The following is a 25,071-nucleotide window of genomic DNA, read 5'->3' on the forward strand; positions in this document are numbered from 1 at the left end:
CGGTCGAGCCCGGTCGATCCCCTAAGATCACCGCCCGTGTCCGACGCGAAGTTGCACCGGCATACCCCGCGCAGGCTCACGGTGCTCCTCCCGGTGCTCGCGCTCCTCGCGCTGGCCGCGTGCGGGCTGGTCTTGCTCGCGATCAGCACGGCCCGGGTCGGGCTGGCGGCCGAACTGGTCGGCGTCGGGGCCGCGCTGCTGCCCGTCGGGCCGGTGGTGGCCGCCTTCCTGTGGGTCGACCGGTGGGAGCCCGAGCCCGCGAGGCTGCTGTGGACGGCGTTCGCGTGGGGGGCGTGCGGGGCGACGATCACCGCGCTGCTGATCAACAACACCGCCGAGGCCGTCGGCGACCTGGTGCTGGGGGAGGGGCAGGGCGACAAGCTCAGCGCGATCGTGTCCGCGCCGATCTTCGAGGAGGCGGCCAAGGGCGTGTTCCTCCTGGGCATCTACCTGTTCCTGCGGTCGGAGTTCGACGGGGTGGTCGACGGCATCGTCTACGCCGGGTTCACCGCGGCCGGGTTCGCCTTCACCGAGAACATCTACTACTTCGGCCGCGCGTTCAGCGACTACGGCATCGGCGACAGCTCCTCGCCGGGGGTCGTCGCCGCGTTCATCCTGCGCGGGGTGTTCTCGCCGTTCACGCACCCGCTGTTCACGGTGATGATCGGCATCGGGATCGGGCTGGCGGCCAGGACCGCCTCGACCAAGGTGCGGGTCCTCGCGCCGCTCGGCGGCTACCTGGTGGCGGTGGCGCTGCACGCGGCCTGGAACGCCTCGGCGACGCTGGGCAGCGCGTCGACCTTCTTCGCCGTCTACTTCATCGTGATGGTCCCGCTGTTCGGGGCGGTGGTCTGGCTGATCAGCTGGCACCGCAAGCGCGAGCAGGGGGTGATCGCCGCGGCCCTGCCCGCGATGGTCGAATCCGGGTGGATCCTGCCCGCCGAGGTGGAGCCGCTGGCCGACCTCGATGCCCGCAGGCACTGGCGCAGGCGGGTGCGCAAGCGCAGGGGCAGGGCGGCGGCCGCGGCGGTCGAGGAGTACCAGGCCTCGGTGAGCGAGTTGGCGTTCCTCTGGCACGCCATGGCCGTGGGCACGGCCGGGCCGCAGGGGCCCGCGCACGAGACCAAGCTGATCGCCGTCCTGCGCGAGTCCCGCAGGGCGGCGGCCGCGGCGAGCCGGGAAGCGACCACCTGACCTGTGGCGCAGCGGACAACGTGGTGGCGGTCACCTGACGGCCACCACGTCCGCGTCGGGCGGCTACTCTCGCGGCCGTCGTCCGGTACCCGCGCCGTTGCGGGACTGGAACGAGGAGGAGTCACAACGATGTCGTGCAGTGCCGTTCCCGGGGCCGCGTCGTGAGCAGGCCCGCTCGGTTGTCCGTCGGTGTCGTCTCGGCGGGTCGGGTGGGGGCCGTGCTCGGCGCCGCGCTCGCCCGCGCCGGGCACACCGTGGCCGCCGCGGCCGCCGTGTCCCGCGCCTCGCTGCGCCGGGCCGAGGACCTGCTGCCGGACGTGCCGATCCTGCCGCCGGACCAGGTGGTCGCCTGCGCCGACCTGGTCCTGCTCGCCCTCCCCGACGACGTCCTCCCCGGCACCGTGCGCGGCCTGGTCGCCGCGGGCGCCATCCGGCCGGGCCAACTGGTCGTGCACACCTCCGGGGCCAACGGCGTCGCCGTGCTCGGACCCGCCGCCGAGGCCGGGGCGATGACCCTGGCGCTGCACCCGGTGATGACCTTCACCGGCCGCGGCGAGGACCTCCAGCGCATCGCCGCCTGCTCCTTCGGCGTGACCGCGGCAGACGGCGACGAGATCGGGTGGAGCGTGGCCGAGGCGCTGGTCGTGGAGATCGGCGCCGAGCCGGTGCGCGTGCCCGAGGCCGCCCGGCCGCTCTACCACGCCGCCCTCGCCCACGGCGCCAACCACCTGATGACCCTGGTCTCCGACTGCGCCGACCTGCTGCGCGCCGCCGGGATCACCGCCGACGGGGCGGCCGAGAAGGTCATCGGCCCGCTGCTGTCCGCCGCCCTCGACAACGCCCTGCGCCACGGCGACCGCGCCCTCACCGGCCCGGCCGCGCGCGGTGACAGCGGCACCTTGACCACGCACGTCACCGTCCTGGCCGAGAACGCCCCCGAGTTGCTGCCCGCCTACCGCGCGCTGGGCGCCCGCGCCGCGGGCCGAGCCGAGGCGGCCGGGCTGCTGCCCGCCGACCGGGTGCCCGACGTGCTCGCCGCCCTCAGCGAACCCCCAACCCCGGGAGACCCACGATGACACCGGCGACGACGTCCGCCGCCCCCCGCTTCACCCCGGGGAAGCTGCACGTGCACAGCGACGTGGCCACGCTGTCGCGGACCACCCGCGCGCTGCGCGCCACCGGGCGCAAGATCGCGCTGGTGCCCACCATGGGCGCGCTGCACGAGGGCCACCGGGAGCTGATGAGCCGCGCCCGGCGCATCCCGAACACCGTGCTGGTCGTGTCGATCTTCGTCAACCCGCTGCAGTTCGGCGCGGGCGAGGACTTCGACCGCTACCCGCGCCCGCTCGACGCCGACCTGGCCGTGTGCGAGGCCGAGCGCGCCGAGCTGGTCCTCACCCCGTCCGCCGAGGCGCTGTACCCGCCGGGCGCGCAGGTGACCGTCCACCCGGGACCGCTGGGCGACGAGCTGGAGGGCGCCGCCCGGCCCGGGCACTTCGCCGGGGTGCTGACCGTGGTGGCCAAGCTGCTCAACATCGTCCGGCCGGACTTCGCGATGTTCGGGGAGAAGGACTACCAGCAGCTCACGCTGATCAAGCGGATGGTGCGCGACCTGGACATGGAGACCCAGGTCGTCGGGATCCCCACCATCCGCGAGCCCGACGGGCTGGCCATGAGCTCGCGCAACGCCTTCCTCGACGACGACCAGCGCGCGGCGGCGGTCACCCTGTCCGCCGCGCTGACCGCCGGGGCGCACGCCGCCCAGCAGGGCGCCGAGGCCGCCCTGTCCACCGCGCGGTCGGTGCTCGACGAGGCCGACGGGGTCTCGGTCGACTACCTGGAGCTGCGCGCGCCCGACCTGGGCCCCGCCCCGGACGGCGGCGAGGCCCGGCTGCTGGTGGCCGCCAGGCTCGGCGCCACCCGCTTGATCGACAACGTCGCCGTGCACCTGGGCGCGGGCAGCGTTGGGACCTACGTCTGAGGGCGCCGCCCGAGACCGCTTGAGAGGAAATGCCGTGTTCCGCACCATGCTCAAGTCCAAGATCCACCGTGCCACCGTCACCCAGGCCGACCTGCACTACGTCGGCTCGGTCACCGTCGACCCGGTGCTCATGGAGGCGGCCGACCTGCTGCCCGGCGAGCAGGTGGCGATCGTCGACGTGACCAACGGCGCCCGCCTGGAGACCTACGTGATCGCGGGCGAGCGCGGCAGCGGCGTCATCGGGATCAACGGCGCGGCCGCGCACCTGGTCCACCCCGGCGACATCGTCATCCTCATCGCCTACGCGATGATGGACAGCGCCGAGGCCGCCGCCTTCGACCCCAAGGTCGTCTTCGTCGACGCGGACAACGAGGTGGTCCACCTCGGCGCCGACGCCGCGCACGTGCCGGACGGGACCGACCTGGTCAGCGGCGCGGAGACCGCGGACGCGGCCAGGCTGGACGCCCTGCTGACCGCCGAGCGCTGACCGGTGCTGCTCACCGTCGACGTCGGCAACACCAACACCGCGTTCGGCCTGCACAACGGCGCGGACCTGCTGCGCGACTGGCGGGTCCGCACCGACCCGCGCACCACCGCCGACGAGCTGGCGATGACCCTGCGCGGCCTGCTCGGCGAGCACGCCGACCGGGTCTCGGGGGTGGCCGCGCTGTCGACGGTGCCGGTCGTGCTGCGCGAGGTCCGCGCCATGCTGGCCAAGTACTACAAACGCGTCCCCAGCGTCATCGTCGAGCCCGGCGTGCGCACCGGCGTGCCGCTGCTGGTCGACAACCCCAAGGAGGTCGGCTCCGACCGGGTCGCCAACACCCTCGCCGCCCACGACGCCTTCCAGACCCCCTGCGTCGTCATCGACTTCGGCACCATCACCAACGTCGACGTCATCTCCGCCAAGGGCGAACTCCTCGGCGGCGTCTTCATGCCCGGCATCGAGATCTCCGTCGACGCCCTGGCCGCCCGCGCCGCCGCCCTGCGCAAGGTCGAGGTCGTCCGCCCCAGGTCCGTCATCGGCAAGAGCACCGTCGAGTGCCTGCAATCGGGCATCGTCTACGGCTACGCCAGCCAGATCGACGGCCTGGTCGCCCGCATCGCCAAGGAGCTCGACCACCCCGACGACCTCGAGGTCATCGCCACCGGCGGCCTGGCCACCCTGGTCCTCGGCGAGGCCGGGACCATCACTCACCACCGCCCCGACCTGACCTTGCAGGGCCTGCGCCTCATCTACGAACGCAACCAGCGCTAGCGGCGCACAGCCCGCACAACCGTGGTGATCAGCGGCCGGTCGAACTCGCCGTCGGCGGTCTCCGAGTGGGACTTGAGGTAGCTCAAGGCCCGCGCCAGCACGGTCTCCCGCTCCTGCTCCGAAGCCTGGCTGATGTGGCTGTGTGTCAGCAGGGTGCCCAGCATCGAGTCGACGGTCCGCCGCTGCGCGTGGTGGACCTGGACCTGCTCCGGCGGCTTGAGGTCGCGGTGCTCCGGGACCCGGCCGGGGCGGCTGCGGCCCGCGCCGACGGAGGTCTGGGTGACCTCCAGCAGGCCGGAGACCCACGGGACCGAGTCGTCGTCGTGGTTCCAGAAGACGCCGAGGACGCCGCCCGGTCGCAGCACGCGGGTGATCTCCGGGAGGGCCGTGGCCGGGTCGAACCAGTGGTAGGCCTGGCCGACGAGCACGGCCTCGACCGACGCGTCGCGCAGCGGGATGGACTCGGCGGTGCCGTCGCGCATCGGGACGTCGGGGAACCGGCGGGTGAACTCGGCGCGCATGAGCGGGTCGGGCTCGACGGCGGTGACCTCGGCGCCGAGGTCGAGCAGGCCCTCGGTGAGCTTGCCGGTGCCCGCGGCGAGGTCCAGGACCCGGTCGCGGTCGCCCAGCGCCCACTCGATCGCGCCTGCCGGGTACCCGGGGCGGTGGCGGTGGTAATCGGCCGCAGTGGCGCCGAAAGAGGCGGCCCGCTTCGAGAACAGGTCCTCGGACTCCATGCCCGATACGGTAGTCGCGCCCCCACAGGAGGAGGCCCCCGGCGTTCTCCGTACCATTTCGGCCGTGAACGACACCCCGCAGCCCCCTGAGTCGACCGAGCCCACCGCGTCCATCTCAGACGAGCTTCCCGAGCAGATGCGCGTGCGCAAGGAGAAGCGGGAGCGGATGCTGGCCGCGGGGATCGAGCCCTACCCCGTCGAACTCCCGCGCACCCACTCGCTGGCCCAGGTGCGCGCGGCGCATTCCGGTTTGGCCGCCGACACCAAGACCGGTGAAAAGGTCGCGGTCACCGGTCGGGTGATGTTCATCCGCAACACCGGCAAGCTGTGCTTCGCGACGTTGCGGGAAGGCGACGGAAGCGAACTGCAGGCGATGCTCAGCCTCGACGCGGTGGGCGCCGACGCGCTTTCGGCGTGGAAGTCCGACGTCGACCTCGGCGACCACGTATTCGTCTCCGGTGAGGTCATCACCTCCCGGCGCGGGGAACTGTCGGTGTTCGCCGATGAGTGGGCAATGGCGGCCAAGGCGCTGCGGCCGCTGCCGGTCGCGCACAAGGAACTCGCCGAGGAAACCCGCATTCGGCAGCGCTATGTCGACCTGATCCTGCGCCCGCGCGCGGGCGAGACCGTGCGCAAGCGCGCCGAGGTGGTTCGCGCGCTGCGGGACAGTTTCCACCGTCGAGGTTTCCTCGAGGTGGAGACGCCGATGCTGCAAACCCTGCACGGCGGCGCGGCGGCGCGGCCGTTCGTCACCCGCTCGAACGCCTTCGACATGGACTTGTACCTGCGGATCGCCCCCGAGCTGTTCCTCAAGCGCTGCGTTGTCGGCGGCCTGGACAAGGTCTTCGAGATCAACCGCAACTTCCGCAACGAGGGCAGTGATTCCTCGCACTCGCCGGAATTCGCGATGCTCGAGTTCTACGAGGCGTGGGCGACTTACGACACCAACGCGGTGATGATCCGCGAGGTCATCCAGGAGGCCGCGCAGGCGGTGACCGGCTCGCACGTGGTGACCCTGGCCGACGGCAGCGAGTACGACCTGTCCGGCGACTGGACGACGCTGCGCATGTACGAGTCGCTCTCCGGCGCCCTCGGCGAGGAGGTCACCTGGGAGACCCCGGCCGAGGCGCTGCGCGAGCACGTCGACCGGCTCGACCTCAAGCTCGACCCCGCGTACGGCCACGGCAAGCTGGTCGAGGAGCTGTGGGAGCACCTGGTCGGCGACCACCTGGTGGCCCCGACGTTCGTCCGCGACTTCCCGCTGGAGACCTCCCCGCTGACCCGCCAGCACCGCTCGGAGCCGGGTGTGGCCGAGAAGTGGGACCTCTACGTGCGCGGCTTCGAGCTGGGCACCGGCTACTCCGAGCTGGTCGACCCGGTCATCGAGCGGGAGCGGCTGGAGGCGCAGTCGCGGCTGGGCAAGTCCGGCGACGACGAGGCCATGCAGCTCGACGAGGACTTCCTGCGCGCGCTCGAGTACGGAATGCCACCGTCGGGCGGAGTCGGAATGGGCATCGACCGGCTGTTGATGGCACTCACCGGCCTGGGCATCCGGGAAACGATCCTCTTCCCCTTGACCCGGCCGGAGTGACCCGTTCGGGTATCGCGGAAGCACGCAATCCGGAGGATTTGCGCTAACCTGCTTCTCGAGAGCAATTCAGCACGTGGTGGCCGAGTGCTCAATGAGCCAGCAGATTGCCAGCCCGAGGAGGCCCATATGGCGCAGAAGGTCACGGTTTCACTCGTCGACGACCTCGATGGTTCCGTTGCCGAGGAGACTGTCGAGTTCGGGTTGGACGGCGCGTCTTACCAGATCGATCTCTCCTCCGACAATGCCGAGAAACTGCGTGAGGCGCTCGCCGACTTCGTGGAGAGCGCGCGCCGCGCGGGGGGCCGCAAGCGGGCCCTGGCCAAGGCGGTGCCAGGACGCGCCCCGCGCACCGCGTCCGCCGACCGGGAGCAGAACCAGGCAATTCGCGAGTGGGCGCGCAAGCAGGGCATGAACGTCTCCGACCGGGGTCGAATCCCGTCGGAAGTCCTCGACGCGTACAACGGGCAGGCCTGAGCGCGGATCAGCGTTCGGCGAGGGCGTCGGTCCACCGGATCGGCGCCCTTGGCGCGTCCGCTGTCCTGACCCGGTGAGTCGTCCGGGCGATCCGCGTGTCCGGTGATCCCTGTGTCAGGTGATCCGATGTGCCCGCTATTCGGCGGTCGCCTCCGGATTGCGCGGCCAATGCGGTGGGGAATTCCCGCGCTCACTCGTCCCGTGCGCCACACGGGTCACCGGAGTTCTTCCGGGACAGGCGCGGGCAGGTCGAACACGTTCCCTGGCCGTTGTCGAGCAGGTAGTGGAAACAGCAGCTCTCCCGGCGCCGGGTCCACTCCACCGGGCCGCCGTCGCCGCCCACCGGGCGCAGCGTCGACGCCGAGGTGAACGGGGCTGGCCCGCCTTCGAGCACCAGGCCCGCGTCGAGCACGCCCGCGCCCTCGTCGCCGCTGTAGCGCCCGGACAGCCACAGCGCGTTGTCCAGCGCGTCGGTCGCCGCCGCCCAGAGCATCCGCTTGCCCATCCGCACCGTCTTGCCGTAGGCGTCGACGAAGCGGGCGGCGTGTCCGGCGAACCGGCCGCGCAGCACCGCGGCCAGCGCGCGCTCGTCGGCCACCACGTCCGCCCCCGGTGTCCCCGCGGCGGGGTCGTCGGGCAGGCAGGCGAAGCCGGGGGACAGCACGGCCATCGCGTCCGGGTGCGGTCGGGGCCGGGCCATCCGGAAGGCGAGGTCGGCCGGGCCCAGCGCGGGCACCCGGCGCTCGTGGTGGAACAGCAGCCCGCCGACGTAGGCGGGGACCCACAGGTACCAGGACATGACGTACCCGGCGGTGGTCCGCTCGTGCGACTCGCCGTACTGCTGGCGCAGCCAGCCGCCCAACCCGGCCCGCCACCGGTCGAAGCGCTCCGGCTCGGCCAGCAGCTCCGCGCAGGTCGCCCAGCCCGGCTCGGCGGGGCGACCGTAGCGCAGGTCGAACCGGCCCTGGCGCTCGCTCACCCTGGTCAGCGACTCGCCGAGCGGCCCGGGGGGCAGCTCGCGCAGCCGGGTCGCCGCCGTCACGACGCCTGGGCGCGGTCGGGGCCGGTGCTCGCACTGGTCCACATGGGGTGCTCTCTCTGCTCCGCTCGGGCAACTGAGGTATGGCTTACCTTACTAGATACCGGCGTCATCCGACCATGCGAGGCCGCCGACCGGGCGAAAACCGGCGTGTCGAACCACACGCACGGGTGTGTCAGCCTGCTGTTCGCGCTCAGCGGAAAGGGGGGCGCTTGCGGAATCCCTCCCGGTCATCGCACGTTGGAGGGGACGAAGGGATCACCGGGCAACGGCGTCACGGGGGTTCGGCCGCGAGTGGCACTGAACACCGCGGTCGGGCCTACTACAGTGGTCCCACGGTGCTGAATCCGTGCCGAGGGGTGCGGAGAAGGGCCGCCGGCGCAGCAGTCAGGGAGTGCGAATGTTCGAGAGGTTCACCGACCGCGCGAGGCGGGTGGTCGTCCTGGCCCAAGAAGAGGCCAGGATGCTCAACCACAACTACATCGGCACCGAGCACATCCTCCTGGGCTTGATCCACGAGGGTGAGGGTGTCGCCGCCAAGGCGCTCGAGTCGCTGGGGATCGCCCTCGAGGGCGTGCGGCAGCAGGTCGAGGAGATCATCGGCCAGGGCCAGCACGCGCCCAGCGGGCACATCCCCTTCACGCCGAGGGCCAAGAAGGTGCTGGAGCTGTCGCTGCGCGAGGCGCTGCAGCTCGGGCACAACTACATCGGCACCGAGCACATCCTGCTCGGCCTGATCCGCGAGGGCGAGGGCGTGGCCGCCCAGGTGCTGGTCAAGCTCGGCGCCGACCTCAACCGGGTCCGCCAGCAGGTCCTGCAGCTGCTCTCTGGCTACCAGGGCGGCAAGGAGTCCGCGGAGACCGGCGGGCGCGGCGAGGGCACCCCGTCGTCGTCGCTGGTGCTCGACCAGTTCGGCCGCAACCTGACCGCCTCGGCCCGTGAGGGCAAGCTGGACCCGGTCATCGGCCGGGCCAAGGAGATCGAGCGGGTCATGCAGGTGCTGTCGCGGCGCACCAAGAACAACCCCGTCCTCATCGGCGAGCCCGGCGTCGGCAAGACCGCCGTCGTCGAGGGCCTGGCGCAGATGGTGGTCAAGGGCGAGGTCCCCGAGACCCTCAAGGACAAGCAGCTCTACACGCTCGACCTGGGCTCCCTGGTCGCGGGCTCCCGCTACCGCGGTGACTTCGAGGAGCGCCTCAAGAAGGTGCTCAAGGAGATCAAGACCCGCGGCGACATCATCCTGTTCATCGACGAGATCCACACCCTCGTCGGGGCGGGCGCGGCCGAGGGCGCCATCGACGCGGCCTCGATCCTCAAGCCGATGCTGGCCCGCGGCGAGCTGCAGACCATCGGCGCGACCACGCTCGACGAGTACCGCAAGTACGTCGAGAAGGACCCCGCCCTGGAGCGCCGCTTCCAGCCGATCCAGGTCGGCGAGCCCTCGCTCGAGCACACCATCGAGATCCTCAAGGGTCTGCGCGACCGGTACGAGGCGCACCACCGCGTCACGATCACCGACGCCGCCCTGGTCGCCGCCGCCACCCTGGCCGACCGGTACATCAACGACCGGTTCCTGCCGGACAAGGCGATCGACCTCATCGACGAGGCGGGCGCGCGGATGCGCATCCGCCGGATGACCGCGCCGCCGGACCTGCGCGAGTTCGACGAGAAGATCGCCGACGTGCGCCGCGAGAAGGAGAGCGCGATCGACGCGCAGGACTTCGAGCGCGCCGCGAAGCTGCGCGACAACGAGAAGCAGCTCCTGGGCCAGAAGGCCGAGCGGGAGAAGCAGTGGAAGGACGGCGACCTCGACGTCGTCGCCGAGGTGGACGACGAGCAGATCGCCGAGGTCCTGGCGAACTGGACCGGCATCCCCGTCTTCAAGCTCACCGAGGAGGAGACCACCCGTCTGCTCCGCATGGAGGACGAGCTGCACAAGCGGATCATCGGCCAGGAGGACGCGGTCAAGGCCGTCTCCCAGGCGATCCGCCGCACCCGCGCGGGCCTGAAGGACCCCAAGCGCCCCTCGGGCTCGTTCATCTTCGCCGGCCCCTCGGGCGTCGGCAAGACCGAGCTGTCGAAGGCGCTGGCGAACTTCCTGTTCGGCGAGGACGACGCCCTCATCCAGATCGACATGGGTGAGTTCCACGACCGCTACACCGCCTCGCGGCTGTTCGGCGCGCCCCCCGGGTACGTCGGCTACGAGGAGGGCGGCCAGCTCACCGAGAAGGTGCGCCGCAAGCCGTTCTCGGTCGTGCTGTTCGACGAGATCGAGAAGGCCCACCAGGAGGTCTACAACACCCTCCTGCAGGTCCTCGAGGACGGCCGCCTGACCGATGGCCAGGGCCGCACGGTGGACTTCAAGAACACCGTGATCATCTTCACCTCGAACCTGGGCACCCAGGACATCTCGAAGGCGGTCAGCCTCGGCTTCACCAGCGGGACCGACACCAACTCGAACTACGACCGGATGAAGAACAAGGTCCACGACGAGCTCAAGAAGCACTTCCGGCCCGAGTTCCTCAACCGCATCGACGACATCATCGTGTTCCACCAGCTCACGCAGGACCAGATCATCACCATGGTCGACCTGATGATCGGCCGCGTCGAGACGCAGTTGAAGAACAAGGACATGGCCATCGAGCTCACGGCCAACGCCAAGCAGCTCCTGGCCAAGCGCGGCTTCGACCCCGTGCTGGGCGCCCGCCCGCTGCGCCGCACCATCCAGCGCGAGATCGAGGACCAGCTCTCGGAGAAGATCCTCTTCGGCGAGATCCAGCCGGGTCAGATCATCATTGCCGACGTCGAGGGCTGGGACGGCGAAGAGGGCAACACCGACAAGGCCAAGTTCGTCTTCCGGGGCGAGCCGAAGCCGTCGTCGGTTCCGGACTCGCCTCCGGTCGAGCTCTCCGGGCCGGTTGAGTCCGGCGGCGACGAGGGTTCTGCCGAGAACAACGGCTGAGACTGATCGGATCAAGGGCGGTCTTCCCTCCGGGGGAGGCCGCCCTTGTGGCTTTGTGGGGTGGTTCTGCCCTTGAAGCAGCGCGCCCGCCCACCCCAGCGAGCGAACGCCCGCAGACCCCCGGCTTCTCACGGGCCAGCGCTCGCACTCAGTACCCTGGACCCATGGCCGTTGTGAAGATCAATGCGATCGAGGTTCCCGAGGGCGCTGGCCCCGAGCTGGAGAAGCGCTTCGCCGCTCGTCTCGGGGCGGTGGACAACGAGCCCGGGTTCCTCGGCTTCGAGCTGCTGCGCCCGGTCGCTGGTGAGACGCGGTACTTCGTGTTGACCCGGTGGGAGAGCGACGAGCACTTCAAGGCGTGGATGTCCGGCTCGGCCAAGGAGGCGCACGCGGGGGAGCGGGCCAAGCCGGTCGGCACCGGGTCCTCGGTGCTGGAGTTCGAGGTGGTCCAGAGCTCGTCGCCGACCAAGGGCTGAGCCATCAGCGATCCCATCGGCGCGGCCGCTGACCTGGTCAGGGCCGCGCGGGCGGTGCTCGTCTGCGCCGGGGCGGGGATGGGGGTCGACTCCGGCCTGCCCGACTTCCGGGGGACCGAGGGCTTCTGGCGCGCCTACCCGCCGTACCAGCGGTTGGGGTTGGCGTTCGAGGAGCTCGCGGACCCGGTGCACTTCGCCGACGACCCCGAGCTGGCCTGGGGCTTCTACGGGCACCGCCTCCACCTCTACCGCGACACCGTTCCGCACGCGGGCTTCGACATCCTGGCCGGGTGGGGTGCGCGGGTCTTCACCTCCAACGTCGACGGGCAGTTCCAGAAGGCGGGGTTCGAGCACGTCGCGGAGGTGCACGGGTCGATCCACCACCTGCAGTGCTCCCTGCCCTGCAGGAGCGACGTCTGGTCCGCCCACGACGTCGGCGTTCCGATCGACCCGGAGACGATGCGCGCGACCGGGCCCCTCCCCACCTGCCCCACCTGCGGCAGCCTCGCCCGGCCCAACATCCTGATGTTCGGTGACGCCGATTGGGTTCCGGACCGCAGCCAGGCGGGGTTGGACGCTCTCTCCGACTGGCGCCGCGCGCAGCGGGACCTGGTGGTCATCGAGATCGGCGCAGGCCAAGCCGTTCCCACGGTTCGCCGCTATGCCGAGCTCTCCAGTGCCGCGACCGGTGCGCTGATCCGCATCAACCCCCGGGAGCCCGGGATTCGCCACGGTCGAGGGGTGTCTCTCCCCCTCAACGCCGCAGAAGCCCTCCAGCAGATCCAGGACCGTCTCTGAAGCACTACCGGGGAAGCACCAGTTCGGTCAGCACAGCGTTGTGATCGGTGCCGGGCACGTCGTACACCGCTGTCATCTGGGCCCCGACCCGCCGGTCGTACAGCACGTGGTCGATGGTGATTGGCGGCACCCAGTTCTCCTGCCACGTCGGCCGCAGGGCCTCCCCGGTCGACTCCGCCGCGTCCGAGTACCCCCGGTCGAGCAGCCGGTTGAACGCCCCGTGGTCGAGGGTCGCGTTGAAGTCGCCCGCCAGCACCCGGGGGCGTCCGCGGGAGTCCGGGTTCGGCATCGCGTTGAGCTCCCGCTCCCACTGGACCCGGTTCTCCTCTGCCCCCACCGGCGGCATCACGTGCACCGACAGCACCTCGAGGTCGTGCCGACCGGACAGGTCGAGAACGGCCGCGGGCATCTCGAACGAGGTCGGGTGCTGGTTCAGCACGATCTGGCGCAGCGGGACCTTGGCCAGGATGCCGCCGCCCGCGCCGCCCGGCTTGGGGCGCAGGACGCGGTGGGGCAGCAGGTCGGCCAAGCCCTCCTGGTCCAGGGCGGTCACCGCCGCCGGGGTCAGCTCCTGCAGGACCAGCACGTCGGCCTGGGCGTCGCGGACCAGGCGGACGACGGTGGCCGGGTCGGCGAAGCCCAGGCGGAGGTTGACCGACATCAGCCGCACGTGCTGACCGTCGGGGAGGGGGCCGCCGTCGGCGAGGACGCGTGGGGTGATGACGACGCCCAGCGACGCCGACAGCACCAGGGCGACCATGGCCAGCCAGCGCCTGCCGACGAGCAGCGCGAAGATCACCCACACGACGCCCGCCGCGCCCGCGTACGGGGTCAGCGCCAGCGCGGCGACGGTAAAGCGGTTGCCATCGATGCCGACGAGCCGCAACGCTGCCAGCACGCCCAAGCCCAGCACCGGCACCAGGACCAGCACCGTGACCCACCGCCTGCGCCGCCGCCTGGGCGGGGGCTCGTCGAGCAGGTGCTCGCCCGCGGTGGGGGACTGTCGCAGCGCCATGGCACCCAGCATGCCCGAAGCCGGCGCGGTGACAGCGCCCTGTGCCCGGTGTGACAGCGCCCGGGTGCAGGCTGGGCGCACGAGAGAAGGGGGACGCCATGTCCGAGCTGGCCATCGAGGCCGAGGGGTTGGTGAAGCGGTTCGGCGAGACGGTCGCCCTCGACGGGGTCGACCTGGCCGTGCCGAGGGGGAAGGTGCTCGGCGTGCTGGGCCCGAACGGGGCGGGCAAGACCACCGCCGTGCGGGTGCTGGCGACGCTGCTGCGCGCCGACGAGGGCCGGGCCGTGGTCGGCGGGTTCGACGTGGTCGAGCAGGCCACGGCGGTGCGCGGGCTGGTCGGGCTCACCGGCCAGTACGCCTCCGTCGACGAGGACCTGTCCGGCGCCGAGAACCTGGTGCTCATCGGCAAGCTGCTCGGCCTGTCCAAGGCCGAGGCCAAGGCCCGCGCCGCCGAGCTGCTCGAGCGGTTCGAGCTGACCGAGGCCGCCACCCGGTCGGTCAAGACCTACTCCGGGGGCATGCGCCGCCGGGCCGACCTGGCCGCCAGCCTGGTCGGGCGGCCCGAGGTGCTCTACCTCGACGAGCCGACCACCGGCCTGGACCCGCACAGCCGCAACGAGGTGTGGGCGACGGTCCGCGGCCTGGTCGACGAGGGGGTGACGGTGCTGCTGACCACGCAGTACCTGGAGGAGGCCGACCAGTTGGCCGACCTGATCACCGTCATCGACCACGGCAAGGTCATCGCCAACGGCACCCCGAACGACCTCAAGCGCCGCACCGGCAGCCAGACCCTGCAGGTCCGCCCGTCGCTGGCCGCCGACCTCGCGGCGGTCGCGGAGATCCTGCGCCAGCTCACCGGGGTGGAGCCGATCACCAACACGGAGTCCGGCCTGCTCAGCACGCCCGTGGACAACCCCGTCCTGCTGTCCACGGTCGTCCGCCGCCTCGACGAGGCGGGCATCACCGCCGACGAGCTGGCGCTGCGCCTGCCCAGCCTCGACGAGGTGTTCCTCACCCTCACCGGCAAGACCGCCAAGGTCGACAAGGTCACAGAAGGGAGCCCCGCGTGACCGCCCCCGCCGCGCACACCATCGGCCCGGTCCAGGCCGTGCGCCACGGCCTGGTCCTCGCGGGCCGCTCCATCACCAAGATCCGCAAGACCCCGGCGTCGCTGCTGGACGTCACCCTGCAGCCGATCATGTTCCTGCTGCTGTTCGTCTACCTGTTCGGCGGCGCGATCGCGGGCAGCTCCGACGAGTACCTGCAGATGCTGCTGCCCGGCCTGATGGTGCAGAACATCGCCTTCGCCAGCCTGGGCACCGGCATGGCGCTGAGCACCGACATCTCCAAGGGCGTGTTCGACCGCTTCCGCGCCATGCCCATCGCCCGGTCCGCCCCGCTGGTCGGCGCGGTGCTCGGTGACGTGGTCCGGTTCGTGGTCACGTTGGCCGTGCTGATCACCTTCGCGGTCGTCCTGGGCTTCCGCGTGCAGACGGACCCGGTCCGGTTCCTCATCGCCGTCGCGCTGATGATCCTGTTCGGGCTCTGCCTGTGCTGGGTGTCGGTCTTCGTCGGCATGCTGGTGAAGAGCCCGCAGGCCGTGCCGGGCACGCTGACCGCGTTCATCCTCCCGCTCACCTTCGGCAGCAACGTCTTCGTGCCCGCCGACACCCTGCCCGGCTGGCTGCGGGTGTGGGTGGACGTCAACCCGGTCACCCACCTGACGACCGCCGCCCGGGGACTGCTGCTGGGCGGCGAGTGGGCGGGCAACGCGGCCATCGCGTTCGTGTGGGGGCTGGGCATCGTCGCGGTGTTCTTCCCGCTGGCGCTGCGCGCCTACCGCCGCCGCGTCGGCTGACCCGACCGAGGCCGACCACCGCGCCGCTCAGGTGCGGTGGTCGGCCTTTTCGGCCACAGTGGACAGTACTTTGAGGAGTTCCGTGAGCGCTTCGGCGCGGGGCAGCTCGCTGGCGGCCGTGTAGACCTCGTGGCGCCGCTCCTGGCCCAGCGCGGCGTCCAGCTCCGCGGTGAGCGCGGACAGCTCGGGGTTGCCCAGGTCAGGGGCGCCGCGGGTGGCCGTGGTCAGGCCGAGCAGGCGGGCGGCGGTCTCGGGGTCGCCCTCGGCCCGGCACAGCACGGCGACCGCCTCGGCCACGCCGCTGAGGATGGGCGTGTCGGTAACGGGCACCTGGTCGCCGGTGGCCTCGGTCAGCCAGCGTCGGGCCCGGGGGAAGTCCTCGGCGGCGGTGGCGATCTGGATGCCGACGGTGGCGAACATGACGCGGAGCTGCGCGGCGCGGTCGCCGAGCTGGGCCAGGTGCGGCAGGCCGGTGGCGAACTCGGCCTCGGCGCCCGCCAGGTCGCCGCGCAGCCGCAGCACCGTGGCCAGCCAGGCGCGCACCAGCAGCGACAGGTCGTCCGCGCCCCGGTCGGCGACCAGGACGAGAGCCTCGCGGAGCTGCTGCTCGCCGCCCGCCAGGTCGCCCGCCCTGGCGCGCTGCACGCCCATCCTGGCGATCACGCCGGGCAGCTCGTCGGCCGCGCCCAGCTCGCTGGCCAGGCGCACGGCCTCCTCGGTCGCGGCGATGGACGCGGCGTGGTCGCCGAGCAGGGACCGGCGCTCGGCGACCTGGCCGACGGCCATCGCCTGCCCCCACCGGTCGCCCAGGTCGCGGAAGCGGGCCAGCGCGCCGGTGGCGGCGGCCTCCGCGCCGAGCAGGTCGCCCGCGTTCTCCAGCAGGAACGCCCGGCTCAACTCGGCCATCCCGCGCGCCCACGGGTCCGGGTGCGCCTCGGCCCGGCCCACCGCGGTCCACGCGCCCGCCACGTCGCCGGTGAAGGCGGCCAGCATCGGCTCCATCACGGCCAGCAGCGGGTAGCCGCTCATCGCGTCGACGGCGGCCAGCTCGGCGCGCAGCGCGATCGTGACCGCGCGGTCGGGGAGGCCGTGGCTGTCGTTGAACAGGGACAGCGCGCGCAGGGTCACCCTGGCCGCGTCGGGCATGTCGCCGGGCATGGCCGCGACGGCGGAGATCAGGTTCGTGGCCTCGCGGTGGTGGCCGCCGATCATCCAGTACCACATGGCGCCCAGGGCCAGCGCCGCCGCGGCCTCGGTGTCGCCCGCGCCGACGGCCGCGCGCAGGGCGCCGAGCACGTTGCCGTGGTCGGCCTCGATGCGGCGCAGCCAGTGCACCTGCTCGTGCCCGCGCAGGTGCGGCTCGGCGGCTCGCAGCAGCGTCAACACGCACCGGCCGAACGCGACCCGCACGCTCTCGGCCTCGCCCGACTCGCCCAGCCGCTCGGCCGCGTACGCGCGGACGGTCTCCAACATCCGGTAGCGCACCTCGGCGCCCGGCTGCCCGGGCACGACCTGCACGAAGGACTTCTCCACCAGCGACGCCAGCACGTAGACCACGTCTTCGGCGGGCAGGCCCGCGCCCGTCCCGACGGCGACGACCGACGACTCGGCGGCGGGCGCCGGGAACACCGACAGCCGGGCGGCCAGCCGCCGCTCCCGCTCGTCGAGCAGGTCCCAGCTCCACTCGACCACCGCGTGCAGCGTGCGGTGCCGGGGCATGGCGGTGCGGTTGCCGCCGGTCAGCAGCCGGAACCGGTCGTCGAGCCGGTCGGCGACCTGGCGGACGGTCATCGACCGCAGCCGCGCCGCGGCCAGCTCCACCGCCAGCGGCAGCCCGTCGAGCCCGCGGCACACCTCGGCCACCTCGTCGACGTGCTCGGCGGTGCTGAACCCGGGGGCCGCGGCCTCGGCCCGGTCGGCGAACAGCCGCACGGCGTCAGCGGCCAGCACCGCCTCGACCGGCGCGCCCTCGGCGGGCACGGCCAGCGGCCCGACCCCGAGCACCACCTCACCGGTGATCGCCAGCGGCTCGCGGCTGGTGGCCAGCACGGTCAGCCCCGGGCAGCGGGCCAGCAGCGCGTCGGCCAGCTCGGCCGCGGCGGCCACCACGTGCTCGCAGTTGTCCAGCACCAGCACCCCGCGCTGCCCGGCCAACACCTCGGCGACCCGGTCGAGCACCGGCGACGGCGGCTGCGGCGCGCCCGTCGGCGCCTCGATCAACCGGGTGTCGCGCCCGCCCAGCGCGCCGAGCACCGCGCCCGGCACGTCCTCGTCCGAGCGCACCCTGGCCAGCTCGACCAGCCAGCTCCGCCCGCTGCCCACCGTGGCCTCGGCGGCCAGCCGGGTCTTGCCCGCGCCGCCCGGTCCGACCAGGGTCACCAGGCGCGCGGTCGTGAGCAGCCGGGTGACCTCGGCCAACTCGGCGTCGCGGCCGACGAAGCTGGTCAACGCCGCGGGGCGGCCGGTCGGCGGGGGCGCGGGCCGTTCACCGCGCAGCACGGCCAGGTGCTGCTCGCGCAGGGCCTGCCCAGGCTCCACCCCCAGCTCGTCGTCGAGCGCCCGGCGGACCCGCTCGAACTCGGCCAGCGCCTCGGCCTGCCTGCCCGCCGCGCTCAGCGCCCGCATCAGCAACCCGGCGGCGCGCTCCCGCAGCGGGTGGGCGGTGACCAGCTCGCGCAGCCGCGCCACCGCCTCCACGTGCCCGCCCAACTCCACCTCGGCGGCCAACTGGTCCTCGACCGCCGCCACCCGCAGCTCCGTCAGCCGCGACACCACCGGCCCGGCGAACGGCGCGTCGTCCAACCCGGCCAACACCGGCCCCCGCCACAACGCCAACGCCGCCCGCAACACCTCAGCCCCCTGCGCCACCCGCCCCGCCCGCAGCGCCTCCCGCCCACTCACCACCAACCCCTCGAACCGGTGCGCGTCCACGTCGTCGGGCCCGATGACCAACCGGTACCCAGCCGAACCCGACTCCACCAGCCCCGCGGACTCCACCCGCAACGCGCGCCGCAACCGCGACACCACCGACTGCAACGCGTTGCTCGCGTCGACGGGCGGACGATCTCCCCACAGCGCGTCGATGAGCGCCCCCGCGCCAACGAACCTCCCGGCGTCCAGGGCCAGCCGGGTCAGCAGCACCCGCAGCCGGGTTCCGCTCAGCTCCAGCTCCGCCCCGTCCGCGCCGGTGAGGCGCAGCGGTCCCAGGATCGCGACCTGCACGGTGCCAGCTTCGCAGGTCCGGGAGGGGGAGCTGTGGATAACCCCGCTTCGTGGCCGCTCCCCCGGACGAACGCATCCACCTCAACGAGCCCGTCGGCGGTTGATGGGTGGGTCAGCGGAGGGCGCCGGGGTAGAGGTAGCGGTCTTCTGGCTTGTTCGCGTCGCGGAACCAGGACTTGAGGAAGGCTCGGAGGTCGGGTTGGCCGGAGATCTCGGTGGCCATGTCCTCGAACTCCGGCCAGGTGGCGTTCCCGTCCCGGTGGGTCGCCGCCCACTGCTTGAGCAGGGTGGCGAAATCGTCGTCGCCGATCTGGTGGCGGAGGGCGTGCATCGCCAGTTGGCCCTTGGTGTAGACGGCCGTGAACTCGTTGCCCTCGCCCATGTCGTACAACTTGCGGTCCCAGTAGCGGTTTGGCGCCTTCGCCGCTGTGTCGCGGAAGCGGGCGTCCAGGTCGACGCCGGTCTTCTCGTCCCAGAGCCACTGGGCGTAGGAGGCGAGGCACTCGTTGAGGCAGATGTCGGCCCAGTTCTCGATCGAGACGCTGTTGCCGTACCACTGGTGGGCCTGTTCGTGGACGATCGTCTCCAGGTCGGCCCACTTGGCGTAGATGGGCCTGGTCTGGGTTTCCAGGGAGAAGCCGATGTTCTCGTTGAGGAAGATGCCGCCCGCCGCGGATTGCGGGTAGGGGCCGAACTTCTCGGTGAGGAAGGCCAGGACCTCGGGCACCCGGCGCTCGTCGGGCATCCGGGACTCGGCGCCCGGTGCGTACGCGTCGACGACCGGGGTGCCGTCGGGGAGCTGGGAGCGCTCGAAGGTCCACTTGTCGATGCCGATGGTGGTGACGTAGGAGACGACGCGGGTGGGCTCGACCCAGGTGTAGGTGGTCCACCCGTCCTCGCGGACCGGCTCCTCCTCGCGGCCGATGGAGACCACCGACCACGGGTCCGGCACCTTGGCGCGCACGCTGAACGTGGCCTTGTCGCGCGGGTGGTCGTTGACCGGGTACCAGGCCGAGGCCGAGTGCGGCTCGCCCGCGGCGAACGCGCCGCCGGAGGAGGAGATCTGCCAGCCGTTGACGCCCAGTCCGCTGTCGACCGACTCGGGCACGCCGGAGTAGACGACGCGGGTCTTGAACGTCGTGTCCTTGCCGATGGGGGTCTTGGGGGTGATGACCAGCTCGTGCTCGCCCTCGCGGCGGGTCTCGGCCTGCTGCCCGTCGACCTCCACCCGGCTGACCTGGAAGCCGGTCAGGTCCAGGTTGAACCGGCTCAGGTCCGCGCTGGCCCTGGCGGTGACCGTGGTGTCGCCGTCGAGGTTCTTCGTCGCCGGGTCGTAGGTGACGCTCACGGCGTAGTCGAGCGCGTCGTAGCCGCCGTTGCCGTCGTCGGGGTAGTACGCGTCGCCCATGCCCTCGGCGCCCTCGGTGCCGGTGACCTGCGGCGGCGGGGCGACGGTGGTCGTCGCGCCGCCGGCGTCCGGGACGGGGGCGTTCGTGCAGCCCGCCACCGCCACGACGGCGAGCAGGGGGGTGGCGACGCGGAGCAGGCTGTGCCGGGGCATGGTCCCCATCATGACCGCTGCGCGCCCCGGCCGGGGCGCGTGGGGCAGACTCGGTCGCGTGGACATCGTCGAGTTCGGCGGCACCGGCGCCCCGATCGTCCTGCTGCACGCCCTGATGGGCCGCGCGTCGACCTGGTGGCCGTGCGCCGACTGGCTCGCCCGCCACGGCCGCGTCCTGGGCTACGACGCCCGCGCCCACGGCCGCCACCCGCTGCGCGGCCCCGGGTCCACCGCCGACTTCGTCGACGACCTCGCCTCGGTGCTGCGCCGCACCGGCCCGGCCGTCCTCATCGGCCACTCCATGGGCGCCCTGCACGCCCTGGTCGCCGCGTCGGTCCACCCGCACCTCGTCCGCGCCGTGGTCGCCGAGGACGTCGGCGTCGACCTGCGCGGCCGCACCTCCGACGACTGGCGGGCCCTGTTCGCCCAGTGGCCGACGCCGTTCCCGTCCATGGCCCACGTCCGCGAGTTCTTCGGCCCCGCCGCCGACTACTTCGCCGAGTGCGTCGAGGAACGCGCGGACGGCTACCACCTCATCGCCGACCTGGAGTCCCTGTTCGCCATCGCCGAGGAGTGGGGCCGCCGCGACTACTGGGACCACGTCGAGCGCGTCCGCTGCCCGGTCCTGGTCATCGAGGCCGAGCACACCGTCATGCCCGCGGGCCAGCAGGCCCAGATCCCGCGGCGGGCCCCCGGCGGCGGCCACCACCTGGTCGTCGAGGGCGCGGGCCACCTGGTGCACGCCGCCGCCCCGGAGGTCTACCGGGGAGCCGTCGAGGCGTTCCTGTCCGAAGTCCTCTGACCCCCCGCGAACGGCGGAAGCTAGAACGTGTGGAGGACCTCATGCGCGCCCTTTGTGTCCACAACGGACACTTCGCGCACCCGGCACCGCAGCGGCCGCACCGGGAAGACCGCCTCGAAGCCGCGCACGACGTCCGCGTCGGGGACGCCCGACAGCAGGGACACGTGCGGGACCCAACTGCCCGGCAGGTAGTAGGTGTTGGGGTTCTTGACCTTGCCCGCCAGCACGTCGTGCAGGGCGTTGTGCACCGCGAGCAGCTCGCCGTCGGTCACCGCGCCGAGCATCAGGACGTTCTCGGTGGTGGCGAACGTGGCCAGGGAAGACAGCCAGACGGTCGGCATGGACAGCACCCGCAGCTCCGCCGCGAGGGCCGCCCGGGTCCGCGCCGGGATGTCGGTGGCGGCGGCGAAGGTCAGGTGCGGGGGCAGCGGGGAGGTCGCGCCCACCCGGTCCCGCAGCGCGCGGATCGCGGCGTCGGCGGTGGGGTCGAAGGTGGCGATGACGGCCTGGGGCATGGACGGGAGTGTGCCAGTGCGGCTTGGCCCGGCGCCTGGGCCGAGGGCCGGGCCAAGCGCGTCAGCGGCTGAGCAGCGCGCGCCAGTCCTGGGTCTCGACGCGCGTCAGCGCGCGGTCGCGGGCCAGCAGGCGCGCGGCCGCGGCGGCCTCGCTGGTGTCCGACAGGGACACCGGGCGGACCAGGGACGGCCAGGCGCCCGCGCCGATGAGGTCGCGTTCGTCGGCGACCCGGCTCGCGTAGCAGGGCTCGTGGGGCAGGGCCGCCTTGTCGTGGAAGCGGCGCATGGCCGCGGCGGTGGACCCGCCGAAGACGCCGTCCGCGGGGAGGTCCCGGGCGCCCGTCTCCCGGAGGAGGTGCTGGGCGGCCTTGACCTTGTCCCCGGTGTCGCCCGGCTTGAGCAGGGGCCAGGTCCGCGGGTGGGTGACCGCGCGGCCCAGGACGCCGCCGACCGCGTTGCGCAGCTCCGGGAGGCGGCCGTAGAGCACGCCGCCGGGGCACTCGGTGGAGTTGAAGTCGCGGTGGCCCCGGATCTCCGCCGGTGCGATGTCGTACTGGTCCGCGATGTAGGCGACCAGGCCGACCAGCGAGTCCCACAGGGCGCTGGTGACGTCGACCGAGGTGTACAGGCCCTCGTTCTCGATGCCGATGATCTCGCTGTTGTGGTTTCCGACGTTGGCGCCCATGACGTGCTGGGCGCCGCCGCGCAGGATCTCCAGGCTGCGGTGGCGGCCCTCGGTGATGTGCCCGCCCCGGCTGTTGGTCAACTGCTGGCCGGAGTCGACCCACCCGTTGCCGTCCATGTGGTGGTTCTGGATCGACCGCGAGATCTCGTACGCGTGGTCCAGCGAGTAGTCGGTGCTGTTCGGCCCCGCGGTGTGGTGCACCACGATGTAGGTGGGCCTGCGGTCGAGCACCTCGATGGCCGCGTGCGGGGAGCGCGCGCCCCAGGCGGCACATGAGTGCATGGTCGGGGCGGCCGCGGCGGCAGGGCCCGCAGCGGCCGCGGTGGCGGTGAACACCGGCAGGGTGGCCCCCGCCGCTCCCACCGCGATGCTGGTTCTTAACAAGTCTCGCCTGGTCATAGCCATCGCGATCTCCCTCGACGTCGGGGTCGGTGACCCCAGATCGGTGATTGGCGCCACTGACGGTAAGCAGCGCCGCCCGAGGGAGGCAATAGTTTGCCAACTATCCAGCTAACAGGTTGACCAGTTTCAGGGGTTGACCCCTAGCAAAGGTTTGTCTCGGTGCTCGCCGGGCAATGCGAAGCGGCCGTCGGTGGTCTGCTCGACGAGGCCGTCGACCAGCAGCGAGTCCAGGCAGCGGTCGCGCTGGCCCGCGTCCGGCCACACCAGGTCCAGGCGCTGCTTGGTGGCCGGGTCGGGGGAGTCGCGCAGGACGTCGAGGAGCAGGCCGCGGACCTGGCGGTCGGTGCCCGCGAACCTCTGCACCGCCTTGGCCGGGCCCGCGTAGGCCGGGCGGCCGTTGCGCTGCCAGGCGCAGCCGCCGCGGACCGGGCAGGCGGCGCAGCGCGGGGTGCGGGCCACGCAGACCACCGCGCCCAGCTCCATCAGCGCCGCCGAGGCCTTGGCCGCGTCAGCGGGCTCCTTGGGCAGCAGCTTGTCCACGTCGGCCAGGTCCCGCGTGGTCGACGGCGGACCGGCGTCGCCCGCGCCGTGCACGGCCCGCGCCACCACCCGCCGCACGTTCGTGTCGACCACCGGGCAGCGCAGGCCGTAGGCGAACGCGGCCACGGCGCGGGCGGTGTAGGCGCCGACGCCGGGCAGGCCGAGCAGCGTGTCGATGTCCGAGGGCACGATGTCGCCGTGGTCGGTGGAGATCACCCCGGCCGCCGCGTGCAGCCGCAGCGCGCGCCGGGGGTAGCCGAGCTTGCCCCAGGCCCGCACGACCTCGCCCTGGGTGGCCGCGGCCAGCGCGGACGGCTTCGGCCAGCGGACCAGCCACTCCCGCCAGATCGGCTCGACGCGGGCGACCGGGGTCTGCTGCAGCATGATCTCGCTGACCAGCACACCCCAGCCCGTGGTGCCCGCGTGACGCCAGGGCAGGTCGCGGGCGTGCTCGTCGAACCAGACGGACAGGGCTGCCGTATCCACCCGACCAGTCTAGGAAGCCAGGTCTTCCGGGAACCGGGCACCACGGCGAGTGGCAGTCGTCTGGCCAAGCCGGGAACGATGCCGGGCGGGCACGAGGGGGTGGGTGGCGGGAGGAATGGGCGGAGTCACTCGACCTCGGTGATCTTCGCCGTCTGCACGTCGTAGACGAAGCCGCGCACGTTGTCGGTGTGCGGGATGAACGGGCTGATCCGCACGCGCTGCAGCGACTCGCGCACCGACTGCTCGACGTCGCGGAACGCCTCGACGGCCCACGGCGGGCGCAGGCCGGTGTCGGCGGCGACCTCCTCGCGGAACTCGTCGTCGGTGAAGGTCGCCAGGCCGCAGCGGGTGTGCTGCATGACGATGACCTCGCGGGTCTGCAGCTTGCGCTGGGAGATCGAGATGGAGCGGATGACGTCGTCGGTGACGATGCCGCCCGCGTTGCGCATGATGTGCGACTCGCCGTGGGAGAGGCCGAAGACGTCGAAGACCTTGATCCGGGCGTCCATGCAGGTCACCACGGCCACGTGCAGGCCCGGCACGGGCGTGGGCACGTCGGGTGAGCCGAGGTCGGGTCCCTCGGCGTGGCGTTGCAGCAGGTCGTCGATCGCGGTCACGGGCCAGCCCTTCGGTCGGTCCACATTGTTCTACCCATGAAATCGGGTCACCGCACGCCCGGACAAGGTGATTTGGCCGATGTCACCACGCGTGCACGCGGAGTCAGCGGATCACCCCCGATCGGGCGTTCCGTCTTCAGCGTTCCAGCCCAGTCGCGGGGTTACCGTCAAGGCGTGATCGACCCCAAAGCACCGCACCCGCGCCAGGTGTACCTGCGGCGGAGGGTCATGGCCCTGACCGGGGCCGTCGTCGCCGTCCTCGCGCTGGCCTGGGGCCTCACCCTGCTCATCGGGCGGGACGAGCCCGAGGTCGGCACCGCCGCGGGCGCCGGGGGCACCCCCGCGCCGGAGCCCGCAGCGCCGTCGACGACCGAGTCCTCGGCGCCCCCGTCCTCGACGACCCCACCGCCCTCGGAACCGCCGCCGTCCGAGCCGCCGCCGCCCGCCCCGCCGCCGCCGGACCCCGAGCAGCCCTGCCCGGACGCCTCGACCGCGGTCACCGCCGAGCTGACGGCCCCGTCGTTCCGCGTCGGCCAGCGCCCCGGCCTGCGCCTGGTGATCACCAACAACGGCCCCGCCTGCACCCGCGACATCGGCCGGGGTCAGCGCGAGCTGGCCGTCACCACCGCGGCGGGCGAACGGGTCTGGTCGATCAACGACTGCTCGACGGCCGCGGGCTCGAAGTCGCGAGTGCTGCAGTCCGGCGAGCGGCTGACGTTCGACGTGACCTGGGCCGGGCGCACTTCCGCGCCCGGCTGCCCCACGGACCGGTCGCCGGTGGCGGCGGGCGAGTACCGGCTGTTCCCGCGACTGGGCGAGGTCGTCGGCGAGCCCGCCCCGTTCACCGTGACGCCGTAG

The 25,071-nt window shown here is 72.5% G+C and carries 23 protein-coding genes; 14 read left to right on the forward strand and 9 right to left on the reverse strand.

The features are described 5' to 3' along the window. The first annotated feature begins 36 nt into the window (after positions 1-36). The 5 genes from GCL84_RS09790 (at position 37) to GCL84_RS09810 (ending at position 4,433) form a co-directional block, all read left to right on the forward strand. Positions 37-1,194 carry a PrsW family intramembrane metalloprotease gene (locus GCL84_RS09790; RefSeq protein WP_235926122.1) on the forward strand — a complete coding sequence of 386 codons (1,158 nt, stop codon included), beginning with the start codon at positions 37-39 and terminating at the stop codon, positions 1,192-1,194. A 161-nt stretch (positions 1,195-1,355) separates the two neighbouring features. Beyond that, positions 1,356-2,270: a Rossmann-like and DUF2520 domain-containing protein gene (locus tag GCL84_RS09795; protein ID WP_156755076.1), complete on the forward strand. Its 915-nt coding sequence runs from the start codon at positions 1,356-1,358 to the stop codon at positions 2,268-2,270. Next, positions 2,267-3,175, forward strand: a complete 909-nt coding sequence (gene panC / locus GCL84_RS09800; protein ID WP_156755077.1) for a pantoate--beta-alanine ligase — start codon at positions 2,267-2,269, stop codon at positions 3,173-3,175. The genes GCL84_RS09795 and panC overlap by 4 nt, the downstream gene beginning before the upstream one ends. A 34-nt stretch (positions 3,176-3,209) precedes the next feature. After that, positions 3,210-3,662: an aspartate 1-decarboxylase gene (gene panD / locus GCL84_RS09805; RefSeq protein WP_156755078.1), complete on the forward strand. Its 453-nt coding sequence runs from the start codon at positions 3,210-3,212 to the stop codon at positions 3,660-3,662. A gap of 3 nt (positions 3,663-3,665) precedes the next feature. Next, positions 3,666-4,433 carry a type III pantothenate kinase gene (locus tag GCL84_RS09810; RefSeq protein ID WP_156755079.1) on the forward strand — a complete coding sequence of 256 codons (768 nt, stop codon included), beginning with the start codon at positions 3,666-3,668 and terminating at the stop codon, positions 4,431-4,433. On the opposite strand, the gene GCL84_RS09815 is transcribed toward GCL84_RS09810, so the two are convergent. Then, positions 4,430-5,170: a class I SAM-dependent methyltransferase gene (locus tag GCL84_RS09815; protein WP_156755080.1), complete on the reverse strand. Its 741-nt coding sequence runs from the start codon at positions 5,168-5,170 to the stop codon at positions 4,430-4,432. The genes GCL84_RS09810 and GCL84_RS09815 overlap by 4 nt on opposite strands. Positions 5,171-5,306: 136 nt before the next feature. Between GCL84_RS09815 and lysS the strand changes: the two genes are divergently transcribed. Next, positions 5,307-6,761, forward strand: a complete 1,455-nt coding sequence (gene lysS / locus GCL84_RS09820; RefSeq protein WP_156755128.1) for a lysine--tRNA ligase — start codon at positions 5,307-5,309, stop codon at positions 6,759-6,761. Between the two features lie 126 nt (positions 6,762-6,887). Further along, positions 6,888-7,235, forward strand: coding sequence for a histone-like nucleoid-structuring protein Lsr2 (locus tag GCL84_RS09825; protein WP_156755081.1), 348 nt, complete (start codon positions 6,888-6,890; stop codon positions 7,233-7,235). Between the two features lie 190 nt (positions 7,236-7,425). Here GCL84_RS09825 and GCL84_RS09830 read toward each other — a convergent pair whose 3' ends face one another. Then, positions 7,426-8,277 carry a (2Fe-2S)-binding protein gene (locus GCL84_RS09830; RefSeq protein WP_197523134.1) on the reverse strand — a complete coding sequence of 284 codons (852 nt, stop codon included), beginning with the start codon at positions 8,275-8,277 and terminating at the stop codon, positions 7,426-7,428. A gap of 397 nt (positions 8,278-8,674) precedes the next feature. On the opposite strand from GCL84_RS09830, the gene GCL84_RS09835 reads away from it, so the two are divergent. The 3 genes from GCL84_RS09835 (at position 8,675) to GCL84_RS09845 (ending at position 12,510) form a co-directional block, all read left to right on the forward strand. Next, positions 8,675-11,236, forward strand: coding sequence for an ATP-dependent Clp protease ATP-binding subunit (locus GCL84_RS09835; protein ID WP_156755082.1), 2,562 nt, complete (start codon positions 8,675-8,677; stop codon positions 11,234-11,236). Positions 11,237-11,400: 164 nt separating this feature from the next. Then, a complete protein-coding gene (locus GCL84_RS09840; protein ID WP_156755083.1) occupies positions 11,401-11,712 on the forward strand; it encodes an antibiotic biosynthesis monooxygenase family protein in 312 nt (103 codons plus the stop codon). 78 nt (positions 11,713-11,790) lie between these two features. Further along, a complete protein-coding gene (locus tag GCL84_RS09845) occupies positions 11,791-12,510 on the forward strand; it encodes an SIR2 family NAD-dependent protein deacylase (protein ID WP_156755084.1) in 720 nt (239 codons plus the stop codon). A gap of 4 nt (positions 12,511-12,514) precedes the next feature. Here GCL84_RS09845 and GCL84_RS09850 read toward each other — a convergent pair whose 3' ends face one another. Next, the gene (locus GCL84_RS09850) at positions 12,515-13,525 is read right to left on the reverse strand and encodes an endonuclease/exonuclease/phosphatase family protein (RefSeq protein ID WP_156755085.1); all 1,011 of its coding nucleotides are present in this window, start codon (positions 13,523-13,525) and stop codon (positions 12,515-12,517) included. Positions 13,526-13,623: 98 nt separating this feature from the next. Here GCL84_RS09850 and GCL84_RS09855 point away from each other — a divergent pair, with 98 nt between their 5' ends. Both GCL84_RS09855 and GCL84_RS09860 read left to right on the forward strand, forming a co-directional pair. Next, positions 13,624-14,595 carry an ATP-binding cassette domain-containing protein gene (locus GCL84_RS09855; RefSeq protein ID WP_156755086.1) on the forward strand — a complete coding sequence of 324 codons (972 nt, stop codon included), beginning with the start codon at positions 13,624-13,626 and terminating at the stop codon, positions 14,593-14,595. Then, positions 14,592-15,383: an ABC transporter permease gene (locus tag GCL84_RS09860; RefSeq protein ID WP_156755087.1), complete on the forward strand. Its 792-nt coding sequence runs from the start codon at positions 14,592-14,594 to the stop codon at positions 15,381-15,383. Before GCL84_RS09855 ends, GCL84_RS09860 begins: the two co-directional genes overlap by 4 nt. A gap of 27 nt (positions 15,384-15,410) precedes the next feature. Here GCL84_RS09860 and GCL84_RS09865 read toward each other — a convergent pair whose 3' ends face one another. Further along, positions 15,411-18,605, reverse strand: coding sequence for a BTAD domain-containing putative transcriptional regulator (locus GCL84_RS09865; RefSeq protein WP_156755088.1), 3,195 nt, complete (start codon positions 18,603-18,605; stop codon positions 15,411-15,413). 112 nt (positions 18,606-18,717) lie between these two features. Beyond that, the gene (locus GCL84_RS09870) at positions 18,718-20,166 is read right to left on the reverse strand and encodes a M1 family metallopeptidase (protein WP_156755089.1); all 1,449 of its coding nucleotides are present in this window, start codon (positions 20,164-20,166) and stop codon (positions 18,718-18,720) included. Between the two features lie 10 nt (positions 20,167-20,176). Here GCL84_RS09870 and GCL84_RS09875 point away from each other — a divergent pair, with 10 nt between their 5' ends. Further along, a complete protein-coding gene (locus GCL84_RS09875; RefSeq protein WP_156755090.1) occupies positions 20,177-20,968 on the forward strand; it encodes an alpha/beta fold hydrolase in 792 nt (263 codons plus the stop codon). A gap of 20 nt (positions 20,969-20,988) precedes the next feature. On the opposite strand, the gene GCL84_RS09880 is transcribed toward GCL84_RS09875, so the two are convergent. The 4 genes from GCL84_RS09880 to GCL84_RS09895 all read right to left on the reverse strand — a co-directional run bounded on the left by GCL84_RS09880 (position 20,989) and on the right by GCL84_RS09895 (position 24,213). Then, positions 20,989-21,483, reverse strand: coding sequence for a 2'-5' RNA ligase family protein (locus tag GCL84_RS09880; RefSeq protein WP_235926123.1), 495 nt, complete (start codon positions 21,481-21,483; stop codon positions 20,989-20,991). Between the two features lie 61 nt (positions 21,484-21,544). Further along, positions 21,545-22,573, reverse strand: coding sequence for a peptidoglycan recognition protein family protein (locus tag GCL84_RS09885; RefSeq protein WP_156755091.1), 1,029 nt, complete (start codon positions 22,571-22,573; stop codon positions 21,545-21,547). 123 nt (positions 22,574-22,696) lie between these two features. Further along, a complete protein-coding gene (locus tag GCL84_RS09890) occupies positions 22,697-23,596 on the reverse strand; it encodes an HhH-GPD family protein (protein ID WP_156755092.1) in 900 nt (299 codons plus the stop codon). 125 nt (positions 23,597-23,721) lie between these two features. After that, positions 23,722-24,213 (reverse strand): beta-class carbonic anhydrase, encoded by a 492-nt coding sequence (locus tag GCL84_RS09895; protein ID WP_156755093.1) that lies wholly within the window; start codon positions 24,211-24,213, stop codon positions 23,722-23,724. A gap of 174 nt (positions 24,214-24,387) precedes the next feature. On the opposite strand from GCL84_RS09895, the gene GCL84_RS09900 reads away from it, so the two are divergent. After that, on the forward strand, positions 24,388-25,071 hold the full coding sequence (locus GCL84_RS09900) for a hypothetical protein (protein ID WP_156755094.1): 684 nt from the start codon (positions 24,388-24,390) through the stop codon (positions 25,069-25,071).

The organism is Actinokineospora pegani (genome assembly GCF_009745975.1).
Classification (GTDB): Bacteria; Actinomycetota; Actinomycetes; order Mycobacteriales; family Pseudonocardiaceae; genus Actinokineospora; species Actinokineospora pegani.

Coding starts and splice junctions, on each gene's coding strand:
- panC (WP_156755077.1), top strand. CDS start 2,267: ATGACACCGGCGACGACGTCCGCCGCCCCCCGCTTCACCCCGGGGAAG.
- GCL84_RS09815 (WP_156755080.1), bottom strand. CDS start 5,170: ATGGAGTCCGAGGACCTGTTCTCGAAGCGGGCCGCCTCTTTCGGCGCC.
- lysS (WP_156755128.1), top strand. CDS start 5,307: ATGCGCGTGCGCAAGGAGAAGCGGGAGCGGATGCTGGCCGCGGGGATC.
- GCL84_RS09825 (WP_156755081.1), top strand. CDS start 6,888: ATGGCGCAGAAGGTCACGGTTTCACTCGTCGACGACCTCGATGGTTCC.
- GCL84_RS09835 (WP_156755082.1), top strand. CDS start 8,675: ATGTTCGAGAGGTTCACCGACCGCGCGAGGCGGGTGGTCGTCCTGGCC.
- GCL84_RS09840 (WP_156755083.1), top strand. CDS start 11,401: ATGGCCGTTGTGAAGATCAATGCGATCGAGGTTCCCGAGGGCGCTGGC.
- GCL84_RS09845 (WP_156755084.1), top strand. CDS start 11,791: ATGGGGGTCGACTCCGGCCTGCCCGACTTCCGGGGGACCGAGGGCTTC.
- GCL84_RS09850 (WP_156755085.1), bottom strand. CDS start 13,525: ATGGCGCTGCGACAGTCCCCCACCGCGGGCGAGCACCTGCTCGACGAG.
- GCL84_RS09855 (WP_156755086.1), top strand. CDS start 13,624: ATGTCCGAGCTGGCCATCGAGGCCGAGGGGTTGGTGAAGCGGTTCGGC.
- GCL84_RS09870 (WP_156755089.1), bottom strand. CDS start 20,166: ATGCCCCGGCACAGCCTGCTCCGCGTCGCCACCCCCCTGCTCGCCGTC.
- GCL84_RS09875 (WP_156755090.1), top strand. CDS start 20,177: ATGACCGCTGCGCGCCCCGGCCGGGGCGCGTGGGGCAGACTCGGTCGC.
- GCL84_RS09880 (WP_235926123.1), bottom strand. CDS start 21,483: ATGCCCCAGGCCGTCATCGCCACCTTCGACCCCACCGCCGACGCCGCG.
- GCL84_RS09885 (WP_156755091.1), bottom strand. CDS start 22,573: ATGGCTATGACCAGGCGAGACTTGTTAAGAACCAGCATCGCGGTGGGA.